The sequence below is a fragment of the Pseudoduganella sp. R-32 genome, from assembly GCF_049913245.1.
Classification (GTDB): Bacteria; Pseudomonadota; Gammaproteobacteria; order Burkholderiales; family Burkholderiaceae_D; genus Rugamonas.
In genome coordinates this window covers 4,598,645-4,613,822 of the sequence record NZ_CP183987.1, presented here as the reverse complement: position 1 = coordinate 4,613,822, position 15,178 = coordinate 4,598,645, and the positions used below count along the sequence as shown (strand labels likewise).

12 protein-coding genes are annotated in these 15,178 nt (G+C 62.0%); 6 read left to right on the top strand and 6 right to left on the bottom strand.

Annotation, left to right across the window (positions count from 1 at the left end):
- Window position 1: 1 nt before the first annotated feature.
- Complete coding sequence (gene sctV / locus ACN9MU_RS20825) at window positions 2-2,116, bottom strand: type III secretion system export apparatus subunit SctV (RefSeq protein WP_426343404.1); 2,115 nt, start codon at window positions 2,114-2,116, stop codon at window positions 2-4.
- A gap of 140 nt (window positions 2,117-2,256) precedes the next feature.
- On the opposite strand from sctV, the gene ACN9MU_RS20820 reads away from it, so the two are divergent.
- Both ACN9MU_RS20820 and ACN9MU_RS20815 read left to right on the top strand, forming a co-directional pair.
- Complete coding sequence (locus tag ACN9MU_RS20820) at window positions 2,257-6,522, top strand: hypothetical protein (RefSeq protein WP_426318460.1); 4,266 nt, start codon at window positions 2,257-2,259, stop codon at window positions 6,520-6,522.
- A 148-nt stretch (window positions 6,523-6,670) separates the two neighbouring features.
- Window positions 6,671-7,312, top strand: coding sequence for an outer membrane beta-barrel protein (locus ACN9MU_RS20815; RefSeq protein ID WP_426318459.1), 642 nt, complete (start codon window positions 6,671-6,673; stop codon window positions 7,310-7,312).
- Between the two features lie 51 nt (window positions 7,313-7,363).
- Here ACN9MU_RS20815 and ACN9MU_RS20810 read toward each other — a convergent pair whose 3' ends face one another.
- Together ACN9MU_RS20810 and ACN9MU_RS20805 are read right to left on the bottom strand one after the other, a co-directional pair.
- Complete coding sequence (locus tag ACN9MU_RS20810; RefSeq protein ID WP_426318458.1) at window positions 7,364-7,795, bottom strand: VirK family protein; 432 nt, start codon at window positions 7,793-7,795, stop codon at window positions 7,364-7,366.
- A 70-nt stretch (window positions 7,796-7,865) separates the two neighbouring features.
- A complete protein-coding gene (locus ACN9MU_RS20805) occupies window positions 7,866-8,765 on the bottom strand; it encodes a LysR substrate-binding domain-containing protein (RefSeq protein WP_426162327.1) in 900 nt (299 codons plus the stop codon).
- A gap of 102 nt (window positions 8,766-8,867) precedes the next feature.
- On the opposite strand from ACN9MU_RS20805, the gene ACN9MU_RS20800 reads away from it, so the two are divergent.
- The gene (locus tag ACN9MU_RS20800; protein ID WP_426162326.1) at window positions 8,868-9,869 is read left to right on the top strand and encodes a YeiH family protein; all 1,002 of its coding nucleotides are present in this window, start codon (window positions 8,868-8,870) and stop codon (window positions 9,867-9,869) included.
- Window positions 9,870-9,909: 40 nt separating this feature from the next.
- Here ACN9MU_RS20800 and ACN9MU_RS20795 read toward each other — a convergent pair whose 3' ends face one another.
- On the bottom strand, window positions 9,910-10,797 hold the full coding sequence (locus tag ACN9MU_RS20795; protein WP_426318457.1) for a LysR family transcriptional regulator: 888 nt from the start codon (window positions 10,795-10,797) through the stop codon (window positions 9,910-9,912).
- Between the two features lie 124 nt (window positions 10,798-10,921).
- Here ACN9MU_RS20795 and ACN9MU_RS20790 point away from each other — a divergent pair, with 124 nt between their 5' ends.
- Window positions 10,922-11,350: a PACE efflux transporter gene (locus ACN9MU_RS20790; RefSeq protein ID WP_426162324.1), complete on the top strand. Its 429-nt coding sequence runs from the start codon at window positions 10,922-10,924 to the stop codon at window positions 11,348-11,350.
- A gap of 766 nt (window positions 11,351-12,116) precedes the next feature.
- Window positions 12,117-12,368 (top strand): hypothetical protein, encoded by a 252-nt coding sequence (locus ACN9MU_RS20785; RefSeq protein ID WP_426162323.1) that lies wholly within the window; start codon window positions 12,117-12,119, stop codon window positions 12,366-12,368.
- Here the strand turns inward: ACN9MU_RS20785 and ACN9MU_RS20780 are convergent.
- Complete coding sequence (locus ACN9MU_RS20780) at window positions 12,349-13,260, bottom strand: LysR family transcriptional regulator (RefSeq protein WP_426162322.1); 912 nt, start codon at window positions 13,258-13,260, stop codon at window positions 12,349-12,351. The genes ACN9MU_RS20785 and ACN9MU_RS20780 overlap by 20 nt on opposite strands.
- A 78-nt stretch (window positions 13,261-13,338) precedes the next feature.
- Between ACN9MU_RS20780 and ACN9MU_RS20775 the strand changes: the two genes are divergently transcribed.
- Window positions 13,339-13,968, top strand: a complete 630-nt coding sequence (locus tag ACN9MU_RS20775) for a LysE family translocator (protein ID WP_426343403.1) — start codon at window positions 13,339-13,341, stop codon at window positions 13,966-13,968.
- Here the strand turns inward: ACN9MU_RS20775 and ACN9MU_RS20770 are convergent.
- On the bottom strand, window positions 13,937-15,172 hold the full coding sequence (locus tag ACN9MU_RS20770; protein ID WP_426343402.1) for an MFS transporter: 1,236 nt from the start codon (window positions 15,170-15,172) through the stop codon (window positions 13,937-13,939). The two genes, ACN9MU_RS20775 and ACN9MU_RS20770, sit on opposite strands and share 32 nt — an antisense overlap.
- Window positions 15,173-15,178: the final 6 nt, after the last annotated feature.

Here is a 15,178-nt window from a genome sequence, read left to right as displayed (position 1 = left end):
GTCACACTCCAAATTCGTCTTCCGTTTCTTGCGTGCCGGGTGGACACGGCACCACATCGAGCACCTGGACCTGCTGTTCCGGCGGCACTTCCTGGGTGGATAAGACAGGCAGTTCATTGAAACGGTCGCGCAACAGGCGCCGCACATGTGGCCGCAGGTCCGGCGCGCACAGCACCACCGGCGGTGGGCGCGGCGGCTGCAGCGCGAGCCGGACGGCAAACTCGTCGGTCAAGGCTTCGCTGGTGCGCACGTCGAGCGCCAGCATGTCGCCGTACGCAGTCTGGCGCACAGCCGAGCGCACCAGCGCTTCCAGCTCGGGCGCCAGCAGCAGGGCGTGCAACGGACCTTTGCTGGCGTAGGCGCCGCAGATTTCCCGTGCCAGCGCGCCGCGCACGCATTCGTACAGCACGGCCGGGTCGCGCTCGCGCTGGCCCCATTCGACCAGGGACTCGGCGATCGTATCCATATTGCGGATACTGACCTGTTCGCCCAGCAAGCGTTGCATGACATCGGCCAGGCGGCCCAAAGGCACACTGCGTTCGAGCTCCTTGGCCAGCTCCGGCGTTTTTTCGGTCAGCCAGCGGCTTAGCTTGTGTGCCTGTTCGATGCCGAAATAGCGCGGCCCCGCCCTCAACAGGGCGCTGGTGAACAGGCCGTTCAGGTATTCCCAGAATGGCTGCGGCTTGCCCGCCGCCCATTCCAGCACCTCAGCTTGCTGCGGCGTCAACCAGACCCGCTGGCGGCCGTCGCGTCCGATCGGCTCGATGCAGTCGGGCGCCAGCTCCAGCGCCGGTACCTGATCCGGCGCGCACAAGGTGGTCAGCATGTCTTGCCGCAGCCAGCCGGCAAAGACGCGCACTTCTTCATGGCAGAACTCGAAGTCGGCGTCGGCAACATGGATGCCAGGGTCGGCGCACACCGGTGGCGGCACCAGGCCGTAGCGCAGCACCAGTGAATTGCGTGCCAGGCGGGCTTGGTTGAGCACGTTTGCCGCCATGAGCGGGTCAACTTGCGCCCCGGTCCGCACGACGAAGTGACGCAGCACCTGGAATTCGCGCAACTCGGGCACTTCGGCGGCTGCTCTGGCCGCATCGTCTCGGGCGCGCTTCTGCTTGCGGTAGATCATGCCCAGGCCAAGCGCGAGCGCGCTGCCCGCCAGCACGGCGAACACCATGCTAGGCATGCCGGGCAGCATGCCAAACACCAGCATGGCACAGCCGGCAATGACCCAGGCCTTGGGCTGCGCCATCAATTGGGCGGTAATTTCCTTACCAACGTTGCGTCCGCCTTCTTCGCCGCCGGCCACGCGCGTCACCAGCAGGCCGGCCGCCAGCGAGAGCAGCAGGGCCGGGATCTGCGCCACCAGACCGTCGCCGATGGTCAGGATGGAATACAGGTGCATGGCGTCAGCGCCGGACATGCCTCGTTGCAGCATGCCGATGGCAAGGCCTCCCACCATATTGGTGAGCAGGATGACGATACCGGCAATGGCGTCGCCCTTGACGAACTTCATGGCGCCGTCCATGGCGCCGAAGAACTGGCTTTCCTGGCCCAGCTGCAAGCGCTTGGCCTGTGCCTCCTTCGCGGTCAGCGAGCCATCCTTGAACTCCATGTCGATCGCCAGCTGCTTGCCGGGCAGGGCGTCAAGCGTGAAACGGGCGCCCACTTCGGCCACCCGCTCGGCGCCCTTGGTAATCACCAGGAATTGCACCACGGTCAAAATCAGGAAGACGACCAGGCCGACCACCAAGTTGCCGCCCACCACGACCTCGCCGAAAGCCTCGATGATGTGGCCGGCCTCCGCTTCGAGGAGGATCAGGCGGGTACTGGCGATGCTGAGCGAGACGCGAAACAGGGTGGTGACCAGGAGCAGGGCGGGGAAAGTGCTCAGGCCGAGCGAATCCTTGATCTGCATGACCAGCACGATCATCAGGCAGGCCGCGCACATGTTCAGGGCGATCAGAATATCCAGCAGCCAGGCGGGCAGCGGCAGCAGCATGGCCAGCACGATGGCGAGCAGGATGGCGGCGGCGGTGACTTCGGCACGGCCCCCCTTTGGCAGCAGTTCTTTGCCGAGGGCCTTGGCGTCGCTCCAGGATGGGGGCGTGGCGTTCAAACGTTGTTTCCTTGCGTGGCGGCGCGCGAAAGGCAGACCGCCGCGCGGTTGCATCGAGTATTGCGATCGGGGTTCATGCCCGCTAAGTGCCAAGGCGGTGGGAATTGGTTCGGCGTTTATGACGCTGCCTGCAGGTTGGCATGCCGCGAACCGGACGGCGCTCAGGCCGCACTAACAAATACGGAGCCTCAAGAAACCACGCCATGCCTAGCTCAGTATCGAATTCGCCCAACACCCCACCGCCGGCTTGGCCGCCAGACGCCAGCGGGCCTCTCGCGCAGCGCGCGGATCAGCAAGCTTCCAGTCGATCCTTGTCTGATCGGTCGTCCATGTTGCAAAAGGAGATGCGTACTCTGCGAGAAAGCGAGTTCCGTTTGCAGAACCAGGTGCAGAGTTTTGACGTGGCGCGCCGCGGTTATAAGGAGGAGCCGGCCGGCTTCCGTTTCGACGAAGCCGTGCCGGGAATGATCCTGACGGTGACGCGCGGCGGTGGGCGAGTTGGCAATCTCGGTGAGGAAATCCGTTTCAGCATCGACCCGCGCCAGCTGCCGGAGGCGTTCGACGCAGTCGCCCCCTTGCTGTTGGCGGAAGACAGTCCTGTGGAGAAATGGCAGCTTGGCGAACCGGATGAGGGCGTCGCACGGCTGACGCTGCAAATTGGACCAGCGCCTGACGAGGCCGAATACACGGCGGTCCGGCTGAAGCGTGTAGCAGATTTCGTCAACCACGAGGCTTTGGCGACTGCAAACATCGGTCCTGGAATCGGTTCGATTTCCGACACGATAGCGCCTGGCTGGCGCTACGCTTCTTATCGCAGGGTAGGCGATGCGGACGCCGGCGTGCCGAACGATGCGCGGCAAGCGGAGGGAGAACCGCTCTTTATTCTGCTATCCCAGCAAGCCGGGACCAGCGACGCCGTTATCACGCCTGAACCTCAGGGGAGGGTCCGATGGGAGACTATTGGTGAGAACCTGAGCGCATTACAAGAAGCGTACGCCTACCGGCGTGCGGTCAGCGAAGCTAACGACAGTGACAGGCAACTGAGCCGTCGAGAGCTGCGCGACTGGGTTTTGGCCGCCGACCAGAGTGCTGCTGCGCAAGTGACTGCAGATGCGATTGCCTGGGCAGTGCCCACCGAAGCAATCTACCGACCCTTAGAAGCAGTGGGAGATGCGCTAAGACGCAGGGCTGAGGCGGTGAGACGGTTGCAACAGTATTATCTTGAGAATTTCGATGGCCACACGCTGGACGAAGCCGGGCTCCGGGACCGTTCATTCATGCGGCAGTGGATTAGCTTATTGGAACGCAATCCCTATCTGGATTACGCCCAGGCAGAGCTGTATGACTCTACACAGCGATACTTCCGGGACAATAGGGAACTCCAGAAGAGCGCCAATGCTTCGCCAGAGGAAGTGCGAGAGTATTGGCTTGGCGTATTGGGTACGGGAAAGCCTGCCGAGCGTCTTAGATGGGATGGGGCGGAAGATGAGTGGCTGGCGACTCTCTCCACTGGGGATCTGGCGCGCCTCGCCGTGAGTATGGATGACGCGCGTCAAATCGGCGTCATGACCGCCTTATTGCAGGACCGAGTTGATCGGACTGCCAAACGAGTCGAGAGGAGGTATGGAAAGTGGCGCAAAACCCTCGCTTTGGAAGGAGCGGCAGATCCCGCCCGCGGCGAGTTTGGTATGTGTCAAGCGCAATTCATGCGCTCTGCTGGCTTTGATCAGGGCAATTGTTTGCCGACATCAACCATGTTTGCAATGGCTTACAAGGAAAGTCAGGAAAGCGGTGTCCTAGCATTGTCGCATGCCATTGCCGCAAGAACTGAGCGTAACTTCGCTGTAACCATTCAGGATATTGAATTTTCCGGGTTCAGATTGGCGCTCGAGACAGTGTTTAGTGCGGTGGAATTCGGCGAATTTCAAGGGCGCGCGGTGGCGTTGGACCAGGTAGTCGAAGATATGGGCGTGGGAGCAGGATCTACCGCCGTCCTGTTAATGACGGGAACGCATGTGATGGCACTGATGGGCCGTGACGGCGCGGGAGGAAAGCGGCAATATCTTCTCTTCGACCCCAATCTGGGTGCTGTGGCATTCTCAGGCGAGGAAGCTCTTCGTGATGGACTCGCGAGGCATTTGGCCAGAAATCAGTCCACGTATGCGGTCGAAATCGGAAAGGATGACGGCCCCGTAGTGGATGTGCTGACGTTGGATGATGAAATGTTGGCCAGGCTGTCTGCCCTTGAGGTGGGGCGATCCCCGGATGGCACAAGTACGAATTTGGCTGAGTTCATGGATCGTTTCACTGCACCCAGCCGTGCGGCATCAAATGCGGCCAAGTTGCAGCGCGACCGGGTTAAGGATGCGCTGCGATTGGCACGGTCGATGCGCGCTCTGACCGCAGGCCAGGTCAGTTCACTGCGCGGCGTGGAAGATATGCCGCGATCACTGTTGCTTTACCTGGACCGTCTGGCGCGTATGGAAGGCGGCGCCTTGCTGGAGATACTGGAGCGTAGCCGATTGCTCGAAACGGTACGCGGTTCCTACGCGACGGGCCGAATCTTCGATGCACTGGGCCGAGCTATGGCGCGGAACGAGGTTCTGCCCGGGGATTTGTTGGGGTATTTGCAGAATGTTGCCCCGGGCACGTTTTACGAGGGGATGCCACGCTTGTTGGGCCAACTGGCGGCCCGCGTGAGTTCAGCGCAAGCCGCGCAAGGCATTCTCGATGTGCTCGATAGTGAAGGAGACGCGCCATTGCGCTCCGGCTACACCGCACTATTGGTGCGTCTGCGCGAATTGTCGGATGCGCCGGAGTTCCGGAAACAGCTGAGCCGATTGGCGGCGCGCTATGCTGTCCAGCTGACACAAGAATATGTCAAGCCATCGGCCGAGAACGTGTTGTCGCGGGCGGACGCCATCGCAACACTGCGCGAGCGCGACGTCCTATCGGCCGACGACCTTGCGCCTCCCATCTTGTACAGTGCCGTGAAGGAACTCAAGGACAAGGATCGGGACGTCAGGCGGGAACTGGACAACGCCGCTGCGCGCATGGGCAGCCTGCTGGACCGGCTGGTCGCTCAAATGCACCCGGAGCACCAGGAGATCGTGGCTGTCAAACTGATCAACAGCCGCAGACTCGGTGACGCCAGCCGTGCCGATTTTGGCAACCGCCTTCTGCGGCGTCACGATGAAGTCGGTCGAAGACCACCTTATTCGGCGCGGATCGAGGGCTGGCTCGCGGCAAAGCGCCTGCGCGCAGCGCCACCGCCTCAGCCCGCTGGGATGATTGCGCGCAGGCCGGCTCCGCTGGCGCCGGGGCCCAGCCTGCCGCGGCCCGATGTGGCCGATGTGGAAGCGATCAGGCTGCTGATGGAAGCGTCTTGGGAATCTGGCCAGCGCGTTTTTGCCACCATCCAGAACTTGGAGTCGGAGCGCATGTTGACGCCGCGGGTGCTGGCTGAATTCGATGCTGCCAACGTGGATGAACTGGCGGCCCGCCTAGGCATGTTGACGGTGGACTTTGATGTCAGGCCAACTGCGAATGAGGCGCGGCTGCTGTTGCGGCAAAAAGTGGCCGGTGCTCTGGAATGCGCGATACTGAATGCTCCGAAGCGCCGCGATATCTTGCAGGATTGGCTTGCCCAACAGCAGTGGTGTATTGCCTCCGAGACAGCAGCGCTGCAACCGGGCAGGCGCGAAGAGCCGCCGGACGCGATGTTTGGCGTACTGGGCGCGTTTGTACAAGAAATGAATGACGCTGCGCCTGCGATGATCGAACAGAAAAATGCCGAGCGGCTAGCATATGATGCTGCGGCGATAGAGGCTTGGCGTGAGGAAGCCTACGCCGATGCGTGTGAACGCGAGGTGCAGCAGAAGGCAGCGGCGGCGCAGCAAGCGGACTTGGTGACCCGGGCGCTGGAAGCGGCTGATCGGAACCATGCCGACCGCCTGCAGGCGCCGCGGGCGGGAACGGCAACGAACAGTGCCGATGCAGTGCCGCAAGCTGCGCCGACGCGCCCTGCACCGCTCGCACGCCACGCCTTTTACCACGAGCAGGTTGCGACCGACGGCCCCCCATTTGCGGCCTTTATGCGTCCGCCTTCGACAACGGCGCCCGACAGCGCCACACCCGGCGCGACGGTGGCACAGGCGCCGGCCGAGGTACACCAGGTCGACCTGGGCGCGATTGCCCAGCACTTGCATGACAATGCGCCGGCAGTGCCGCAATCCGAGCTTGGCGCGGTCGCATGGCGGCCAGATGCGCAAGCTCCCTGGCCGACGCCAGTACGGACCTTGGCGTCGGCCCTGCACCCAAGCGAAACATCGGCGAGCCATATCCAGGCCAGCAGTCGCACCGCGGCTGACCCGATGCCCATGAAATTTCGGGATTGGCGTAGTTAAAAATAACCTAGACGTAACATCGTCCTAGAAATGTGCAGGGGGTGCTCGGCCGTGATTCCTGATGGATACACTTCTCCCCGAAGTCGCCATTCAAGCAGACGCGCTTCCGCAGTATCCATTTCTCGAATAAACCGCAAAGAGATTAAACATGAAGAAACAAGTTATCGCTGTAATGATCGGTGCCGTCGGCACGCTCGCTTCCCTGGCCCACGCCGCCGATACGAATGATGAGTCCGGCCACGCCTACATCGGCGGTTCGATCGGCAATGCTCACCAGCAGTTGTCTATCAACTCCGTCAAGACCGTGCAAAAGCATCGTGCATTCAACCTGCACGGTGGCTACCAGCTGGACCAGAACTGGGGTGTTGAAGCAGGCGTGGTCAGCTTCGGCAAAGCCGAGTTCCTGAAGTCGAACGATGGCTCGCTGACGATGGATAATACGGCTATCTATGCGGCCGCCACCGCACGCATGCCGCTGAGCGCCGACTTCGCCGTGTTTGCCAAAGGCGGCGCCGCTGTCACCCGCCACAACACCACCGTGCTGGGGATCAGCGAGCCGGTGGCAGAGGTTGCGGAAGGTCAGCCACAGCCGGCCAAGGAGACCAGCATTACCAAGGAGAAATCGACTCGCCTCTCTCCAATGGTTGGCGTCGGCGCTTCCTATAACCTGACCAAGAATGTCGCGCTGCTGGCGGAGTATGACTACTTCGGCAAGGCATCGTACAAGAAGCACTTTGGTGGCAAGGTCCGAGCAGACATGATGTCGGTGGGCGTGCGCGTAAGCTTCTGATTTCCGCGTTGCCGCACAAAAAAGCCGGGAGGTATCCCGGCTTTTTTTCGGTCATCGCTTCGCAGGGCTATCTGCCGTCCAGAAACGGGCGCCGGCGCCAATTGTGCATCGATAGTTCATTTGCCTTACCGGGTGGTAGTCCGGCATTCCCAAGACGGTTACGTCCAGAGTCAGGCTGCCATCGTTGTTGAGGCGGTAGCGCATGAACTCGGTGGCAGGGCTGCCGATGGGGGACAAAGTAAAGTGCGTGTCGGAAAAGGCCAGATATGAGCCGGGTAGCATGAAACTGCCGATGGCCAGCCCTGCACGGCGGTCTGGGCCCTTGGCACCGAGATTATCGACGCATTGCGCAAGATCCATTGTCAGCGCCACGCTTCGCCCGTGCATCAGGGCCTCAACCACGTCACCGTAGCCCGGTAATTCAGCAGCTCCTGCTGTCGTGGACAGCAGGATCAGGGAGAAACCTGCCAGAAATTTCTTCATTGTGCTTTGCCTTTCCATGGGTGAAAAGGCGCACTCTAACCAGCGTGCTGAGCCGTCCGGGGTAAAGGCATTACTTCCCGGACCAGTCCTGCTTTTGCAGCAGGATTTCTTCGAAGGCAGTGGCGGCGGGATTCCGCAGCCGGGCCGGATGCCGCAACAGGGAGAAGCTGCGTACCGGCAGATCCAGGTTCGCACTGGCCAGCAGGCCAGCGCGCAGGTACGGCGCGGCGACCAGTTCCGACATGGCTGCGGCATAGGGACCGGCAAGTACTGCGCTGCGCACGGCTTCGTTCGACGGCAATTCAAGGGCAATGCGCAAGGCGAGACGGCGGGCACCGATAACTTTCAGTGCGGCCTCGAATTCGGAGCGCGTGCCGGAACCGGCCTCGCGCAAGACCCAGTGCCCGGTGCGCAAGACGGCAGCCGTGAGCTTCTGACCAGATGCCCAGGGATGGTCGGGCCGCACGACGACGACCATCCGGTCCTCGGCCACCACGCGGCATTGCAGGTTTTCTTCTTGCAGGGCGCCTTCGATCAAGCCAATGTCGGCGCTGCCTTGCACGACCGCACGAGTTACCTGTTCGGTATTGCCCAGATCAACCCGGAGCTCGATGGAAGGATGCAGGTCCTGGAAGCGCACCAGCAGCGGCGGCAGCCAGTAATTGGCGATGGTCTGGCTGGCATGGATGGTCAATGAGCCGCGCCGTAAGCCACCCAGCTCCGCAAGCACCGATTCCGCCGCGCGGCTGCTAGCCAGAACGCGCCTCGCCTCGTCCAGGAATGTCTTGCCGGCGTCGCTGATTTCGATGCCGCGGCCGACCCGATGGAAGAGCGCAACGCCGAAGCGTTCCTCCAGCGCCTTGATGGACGAACTGACGGCGGACGGCGTCAAGGACAGTGCCGATGCGGCGTGGGTCAGGTGCTGGCGCTCTGCGACGGCAACAAAGACACGGAGCTGCTCAAGGGTCATTGTTTAATTTAGATGAATGAAATATGAGAAATTATAAGATGGATCGAATGAATGGGAAAGCTGACAATCGCCTCATTGTTTTTGTCACGAACGGAGGTATGTATGCGTAATAAAGTATTGTCGGCCATCCCTGGCCTTGGCCTATGTGGCGCGGTGACGTTAGCCGCCTATCTGACCGAATGGATGGAGGCCAGGATCTTCGGGCGCGCCTGGCTGGAAAGCCTGGTGCTGGCGATCGTGATCGGCACTGCGGTGCGCTCGCTGCATCGCTTCCACCAGCGCTACGAAGCGGGCATCCGGGTTGGCGCCAAATTGCTGCTGGAGATTGCCGTCGTCCTGCTCGGGGCGGCAGTCAGCGCCAGCAATCTGCTGGAATACGGCCCGTGGCTGATCGCCGGCATCGCGGGGGTGGTCGTGATCGCAATCGTGGCCAGTTATGGGATTGGCCGCTGCGCCGGCTTGCCAAACAAGATGGCCCTGCTGATCGCGTGTGGCAATTCAATCTGCGGCAATTCGGCAATCGCGGCCGTGGCGCCGGTCATCGATGCCGACAGCAATGATGTCGCGGCTTCCATTGCATTCACCGCGGTCCTGGGCGTGGTGGTGGTACTCGGTTTGCCGCTCTTTGTGTCTCTGCTATCCTTCACTGCAGTCCAATACGGGGTTTTTGCTGGACTCACGGTCTACGCTGTGCCCCAGGTGCTGGCCGCTACCAACTGCATTTCCCCGGCTTGCGTGCACATCGGAACGCTGGTGAAACTGGTGCGCGTGCTGATGCTTGGTCCGGTTTGCGTGGTCCTGTCGCTGTTTGGCCTCGGCCAGGCGAAAGGCCGCCCGAGCTTGAATCACCTGGTGCCATGGTTTATCGTGGGTTTCCTGGTGATGCTGACGATGCGCTCGCTGGACCTGCTGCCGCAACTGCTGCTCGCCCCGGCTCACCATACCGCGAACTTCCTGACCATCATGTCGATGGCAGCGCTGGGACTTGGCGTCGATGTGCGCTCCGTGATGCGCGCAGGTCCGCGCGTTGCTGGAGTGGTGGTGGTCTCGCTCGCCGCGCTTGGGGTCGTAAGCTTCCTGTTGATCCGTATTTTAGGCATCTGATGCGCTGCCATGGCCGGTTCCCGAGGAAATGGCCTGCCAATTAATCTCGCATTTCGGGAACCGGCCGCTCCATGAGTTCAATCAATTCGCGCGCCGCTTTGCCCAGCGGCGTGGCGCTGCGCCAGACCAGATGCACCGGCAGCAGCAATTCGTTGCGGGTATTTTTGAAGTGCAGCCGCGTCAGCCGGCCTTGTTCCAGCAAACGGGTGATGCGGGACAAAGGAAAGTTGCCCCAGCCAAGCCCCAACTCGACCATTTGCAGGGCCAGGGGCAGGCTATCGGTGCGCCAATATGCCGCTGCCAGCAAAGGGCGCTTGTCGGTCATCGGCTGCTCACAGGCGGCGACAATGATTTGCCGCACGTTGACCAACTCCTGCAAGAAGACTGAGCCCGCCAAGCTGTGATGGGGGGAGATGGTCGCCACCAGCGATTCGCTTCCCACCCACAGGAATTGCTCGTCCGCTTTGACGTCGGGGCCACCGTACGCAAGGCAGACGGCGACGCGGCCACGGCGCAACAAGGCGAGCACCTCGTCCTGCGGCGCTTGCATCACTTCTATATCAAGCAAAGGATATCGTCGCGCCAGCACGGACATGGCCGCCATCAGGGAATTGCTGTCCAGATCGGCGGCGACTCCGATCGACAGCGTGCTTTCGAGGCCGCGCGCCAAGGCGACGGCGTGCGTGCGCAACTGCCTCAGCTGGTTGTGCACCAGCTTCGCCTGGGGCACCAGCGCCAGGGCGGCGGCCGTCGGACGCAATTCGCGCTGGCCGCGCTGGAACAGCTCGAATCCCAATTCGGCTTCCAGGTTGCCGACTGCCATGCTGACCGCGGAGGGGACACGCCGAAGCGCCCGCGCCGCGGCAGAGAACGAGCCGTGCTCGAGGACGGCCAGCAATAGTTCAACGTGATCGCTCGTCAGGTTCATATCCGACAGCTTATCAGAAAAACTGAAAGATGCTGACTTTGAGTGTCAGTATGACTGACGTATCTTTGCTGCAAGGCAGAGCGACCGTGCTGCCTTCACATGACTACAGAAAGCGAGAGTAAAAATGCAAGGTATCAAACGGAAACTGGTCTATGCGACTTCTTACGAATTGCTCGGCATGCTGATATCCGGTCTGGGGCTGGCTTGGCTGTCGGGGGGCGCACCCATTCATACAGGGCCTTTGTCGCTGATGATCAGCTTGATTGCAGTCGCTTGGAATATGGCCTACAACCTGTTATTCGAGCGATGGGAGGCATGCCAGGCACAACTGGCGCGCACGGTATGGCGTCGCGTGCTACATGCTGTGGGATTCCAACTTACCCTGATGCTCTACCTGATTCCGTTGATTGCCTGGTGGATGGCGATTACGCTATGGCAGGCGGTCCAGCTCGATTTTGCGCTAATGGTTGTTATCCCGGGCTACACATTCCTGTTCAATTGGACCTTCGATGCGCTCTTCGGCGCGCCGACTCAGCGGGGAACATCTGCGTGAGCTATGGCGGCACGGTGATGTTCTCCGGCATGGCTGCGGGCGGGGCGATGTCCATGGCTCTGGCGAAAGCCTCATCGCGATACTGATGCGCGACGAGCGTCCGTTCTACGGCAGTCCCTTGCGTATCGTGCAGGGCCTCGAATGCATCGAGGCGGACTGCTGGAAAGACCAGACCGCTGCGCGCGATTATTCAATGTGGCGCGGGGCACGCAGAGGCCCCGGGGTTCCGCGATGTTGGAGGACTGCTGGCGGGTTCGTGGCCCAGCGTCGCTACTGAATCAACTACTACCGATGACAATGGAAAAGATGCGGAAAATCTTGCCTGGGGAAGAATGCATTAGTGCCGCTGACATTGTGGCGCGGTTTGCGCGCGCGCGGCGGTTAGGTTCAACCTGGGCCGGATTCGATGCAATGGAGATCGCTCATGGAACACCAGTTCTATCGCGGGCTATTGCAAAGTTAAGCAAGGGACCGAGACTAAGCCGGTCGCAGGTGGCACTGTGGTGGGATCGAAGTAGGTTGCCCGGCGGCAAGGTATCGAGGGGAAGGGGATGCTATAATTGCCGCTTAAATAGGCAGTACGGTAGCCAGTAGGGTAGCAGCGTTGTAAGTGCTTGATTTTAAAAGCGTGCGACGGCCTGCAAAGCCGTGGACGCCGGTTCGATTCCGGCCCTCGCCTCCAAAAGAATGAAGAATCCTCGCCTTGGCGGGGATTTTTCATTTGCGGCCTCGATTTTTGTGCAATTGGCACAGTTGGTGGAATTTCATGCAAAAGCCAGTCAAGACTCCCCGCGAAGCATTCAAGCTGATGATGGCCACGTGGCGTCGGGCTGCGCCTTTCTTCGCCAGTATTGAAGTCTGGCTGATGGTGCTGGTGGCCGCCATTACCGTTGGCGGTGTGTTCCTCGCTGCCATGGGCGATGCGCGCAGCGTGCTGGCAATCGGCTTGGCGGTGGGATACCTGGTGCTGCGCCCGGTACTGCACGCCAAAGGCATCCTTAGCTGGCCTTTTCTCTGAGGGGCGCTGCCGCGCCAAAGCGCTGCACCACGAACTCCACAAAGCTGGCCAGCTTGGGCGTCGACTGCCGGTCGCGCGGATAGATCAGGTGCATCGGGCGTGGCGTCGGCCAGTAAGCGCGCAGGATAGGCACCAGCCGGCCGGCGGCAATTTCGTCGGCCAGGACGGCGTCGGCCTGCATCACCAGGCCCAGGCCTGCGACTGCCGCCAGGCGCAAAGCTTCGCCATTGTTCGAGCGCATGCGGCAATGGGGGGAGGTGCTTTCTTCCGTACCGAGCTGACCGAGACGCCAGCGCGCATCATGGCGCCAGTGGGAGAAGTCCAGGCAGCGGTGCTGCGACAGTTCGCCGGGCGTGCGGGGCGTGCCATGGCGCGCCAGGTAGGCTGGTGCGGCGCAGACCATCATCTGCAAAGACGTCAGCGGCCGGGCCACCAGGGTGGAGTCCTTCAAGGGGCCGATGCGGATCGCGGCATCGAGGCCTTCTTCCACCAGGTCGGACAAACGGTTGGAGAGGTCGAGCTCGAGGTTGACCTCAGGATAGGTTTCCAGGTATTCCGCCATGGCCGGGGCCAGGCAGCGGCTGCCGAACGCCGCCGGCGCGCTGATCTTCAGCGTACCGCGCGGGACCGTGCGCATGGCGAGGGCGCCGCTCTCCGCCGCGTGCACCAGCTGCAGGATATGCCGGCATTGCTCGGCGTATTGCTGGCCGATCTCGCTAAGGCTTTGGCTGCGCGTGGTCCGGTGCAGCAGGCGCGCACCGACCAGTTGTTCCAGGGCGGCAATGTGCTTGCTGACCATGACGGTCGACATGTCGAGGGTTCGGGCTGCGGCACTGAAGCTGCCGGCATCCACCACGCGGACAAAAACCTCCATGCTGCGCATCTTGTCCATGCATTGTTAATCATGAGTTAAAGATGTTGTTAATTTTACGGTATTTTTAATCCCGGCTGCAGGAAGGATACTGGCGGCATGACAACCATGACTTTCTCCCTTTGGCTGGCGTTCCTCGCCATGGCTCTTGCCGCCACCTTCAGCCCAGGCCCTGCCGTGCTGTTGGCGGTTTCCACCACACTGACCTTGGGCGCACGCCGAACCGCGTACAGCTCCGCCGGCAACGCCGTCGGGGTATTCCTGGTCGCTTGCGTGGCCGTCGGCGGCATGGGCGTCTTGTTCAAGGCCTGGCCTGCGGCTTTTTCCGCCCTGAAGCTGGGCGGTGCCGCTTATCTCGCCTGGCTGGGCGTCAAGCAATGGCGCAATGCGGGGCAGGTTGGGGCGGCGGCCCTGGCAAGCGCGCCAGAAGGCAGCAGCCGCGGCGCGGTGTTCCGGCGCGGCATGCTGGTCGCTTGCAGCAACCCCAAGGCGATCCTGTTCTTTGCCGCAGTGTTCCCGCAATTTATGCCGCCGGGCGAGATAGAGTTGGCGCGCTTCCTGTTGCTTAGCCTGACCTTTGTTGCGTGTACCCTGGTCGCGCACCTGAGCTATGTGCTGCTGGCTGCCACGGCAGGCTCACGGATCATGTCCGGTCCACGGATGGCGATCCTGCAGCGCGGCACTGCCGTGTTGTTCATCAGCCTTGCGATCCTCCTGGCTTTCGAATGATAGCTGCCAAGGGCTGGCGTGGCGCAGCGCGCGATGCCAGCGCTTCCGAAATCCAATAAAGCAGTGCAGCGGCCGGGAAGGCGATGCCCGTCAACAGGGCGGCGCGCCAGCCGTAGCTTGCCAGCACCCAGGCGCCGGTCGCCGAGCCCAGGGCGCCGCCTGCGAAGAATAGCGCGAAATAGATGCCATTCAAGCGGCTGCGTACTTCGGCGCCCAGGGCAAACAGGGCGCGCTGCCCGAGCACAAGGTTGGCGGCCACTCCCATGTCGAGCACGATGGAGGCGATGACCAGCATGCCGATCGCAATGGCGCGCGAATCGGGCATCCACAGGGGCAGCGCAAAGCCGAGAATCCCGAGCAGGAGCGCCGCAGCTGTCGCAGGCAGCGTATAACCCTGGTCCGCCAGCTTCCCGGCGACAGGCGATGCCACTGCACCTGCCATGCCGACCAGCGCGAACAAGGCAATGCCTGCCTGTGACAGTTGGAAGCGTTCGCCTTCCAGCACCAGCGGCACGACCGTCCAGAACATGCTGAAGGCGCCGAACAGGCCAGCGTGATAAGCGGCGCGGCGGCGCAGCACGGGCGTGTCGCGGAACAGGTGCCACAGCGATCCAATCAGGCGGCCGTAGGAAAGCGTTGCGTCCGGAACGCGTTGCGGCAGCCTGGCACGCAGTACGAAGGCCAGCATCGCGACCAGCACGGATGCAAGGGCGAACACTGCGCGCCAGCTGGCGTGATCGGCAATGAGGCTCGCCACAGGCCGGGCCAGCATGATCCCCAGCAGCAGTCCGCTTACCACCTTGCCCACAGTCTGCCCTCGCGTCGATTCTTGCGACAGGTGGGCGGCGAAGGGGACCAGCACCTGGGCGGCTACCGAACCGAGTCCGATGGCCAGCGAGGCGGCAAGGAACTGCGCGGCGTTGTGACTCGCGGCCGCTGCGGCGAGAGCTGCAGCTGCGAAGAGCAGGGCGCAAAACACCAGTTTGCGGTTTTCCAGCAGGTCGCCAAGGGGGACCACGAACAGCAGGCCAAGCGCATAGCCGGCCTGGGTCAGAGTCACGATCAGGCCCGCCGCTGCGGGCGGCAGTCCGGTCGCTGCGCTGATAGGGCCGACCAGGGTTTGTGCGTAATACAGGCTGGCGACTATCAGTCCGCTGGCGCCGGCCAGCAGGGCCACCACGCTGCGTGAAATATCGTTCTTCATGTTGAA

Bases quoted from the DNA above. Each gene is read 5' to 3' on its own strand.
- ACN9MU_RS20820 (WP_426318460.1), top strand. From the start codon at position 2,257: ATGCCGCGAACCGGACGGCGCTCAGGCCGCACTAACAAATACGGAGCC.
- ACN9MU_RS20815 (WP_426318459.1), top strand. From the start codon at position 6,671: ATGAAGAAACAAGTTATCGCTGTAATGATCGGTGCCGTCGGCACGCTC.
- ACN9MU_RS20810 (WP_426318458.1), bottom strand. From the start codon at position 7,795: ATGAAGAAATTTCTGGCAGGTTTCTCCCTGATCCTGCTGTCCACGACA.
- ACN9MU_RS20805 (WP_426162327.1), bottom strand. From the start codon at position 8,765: ATGACCCTTGAGCAGCTCCGTGTCTTTGTTGCCGTCGCAGAGCGCCAG.
- ACN9MU_RS20800 (WP_426162326.1), top strand. From the start codon at position 8,868: ATGCGTAATAAAGTATTGTCGGCCATCCCTGGCCTTGGCCTATGTGGC.
- ACN9MU_RS20795 (WP_426318457.1), bottom strand. From the start codon at position 10,797: ATGAACCTGACGAGCGATCACGTTGAACTATTGCTGGCCGTCCTCGAG.
- ACN9MU_RS20790 (WP_426162324.1), top strand. From the start codon at position 10,922: ATGCAAGGTATCAAACGGAAACTGGTCTATGCGACTTCTTACGAATTG.
- ACN9MU_RS20785 (WP_426162323.1), top strand. From the start codon at position 12,117: ATGCAAAAGCCAGTCAAGACTCCCCGCGAAGCATTCAAGCTGATGATG.
- ACN9MU_RS20780 (WP_426162322.1), bottom strand. From the start codon at position 13,260: ATGGACAAGATGCGCAGCATGGAGGTTTTTGTCCGCGTGGTGGATGCC.
- ACN9MU_RS20775 (WP_426343403.1), top strand. From the start codon at position 13,339: ATGACAACCATGACTTTCTCCCTTTGGCTGGCGTTCCTCGCCATGGCT.
- ACN9MU_RS20770 (WP_426343402.1), bottom strand. From the start codon at position 15,172: ATGAAGAACGATATTTCACGCAGCGTGGTGGCCCTGCTGGCCGGCGCC.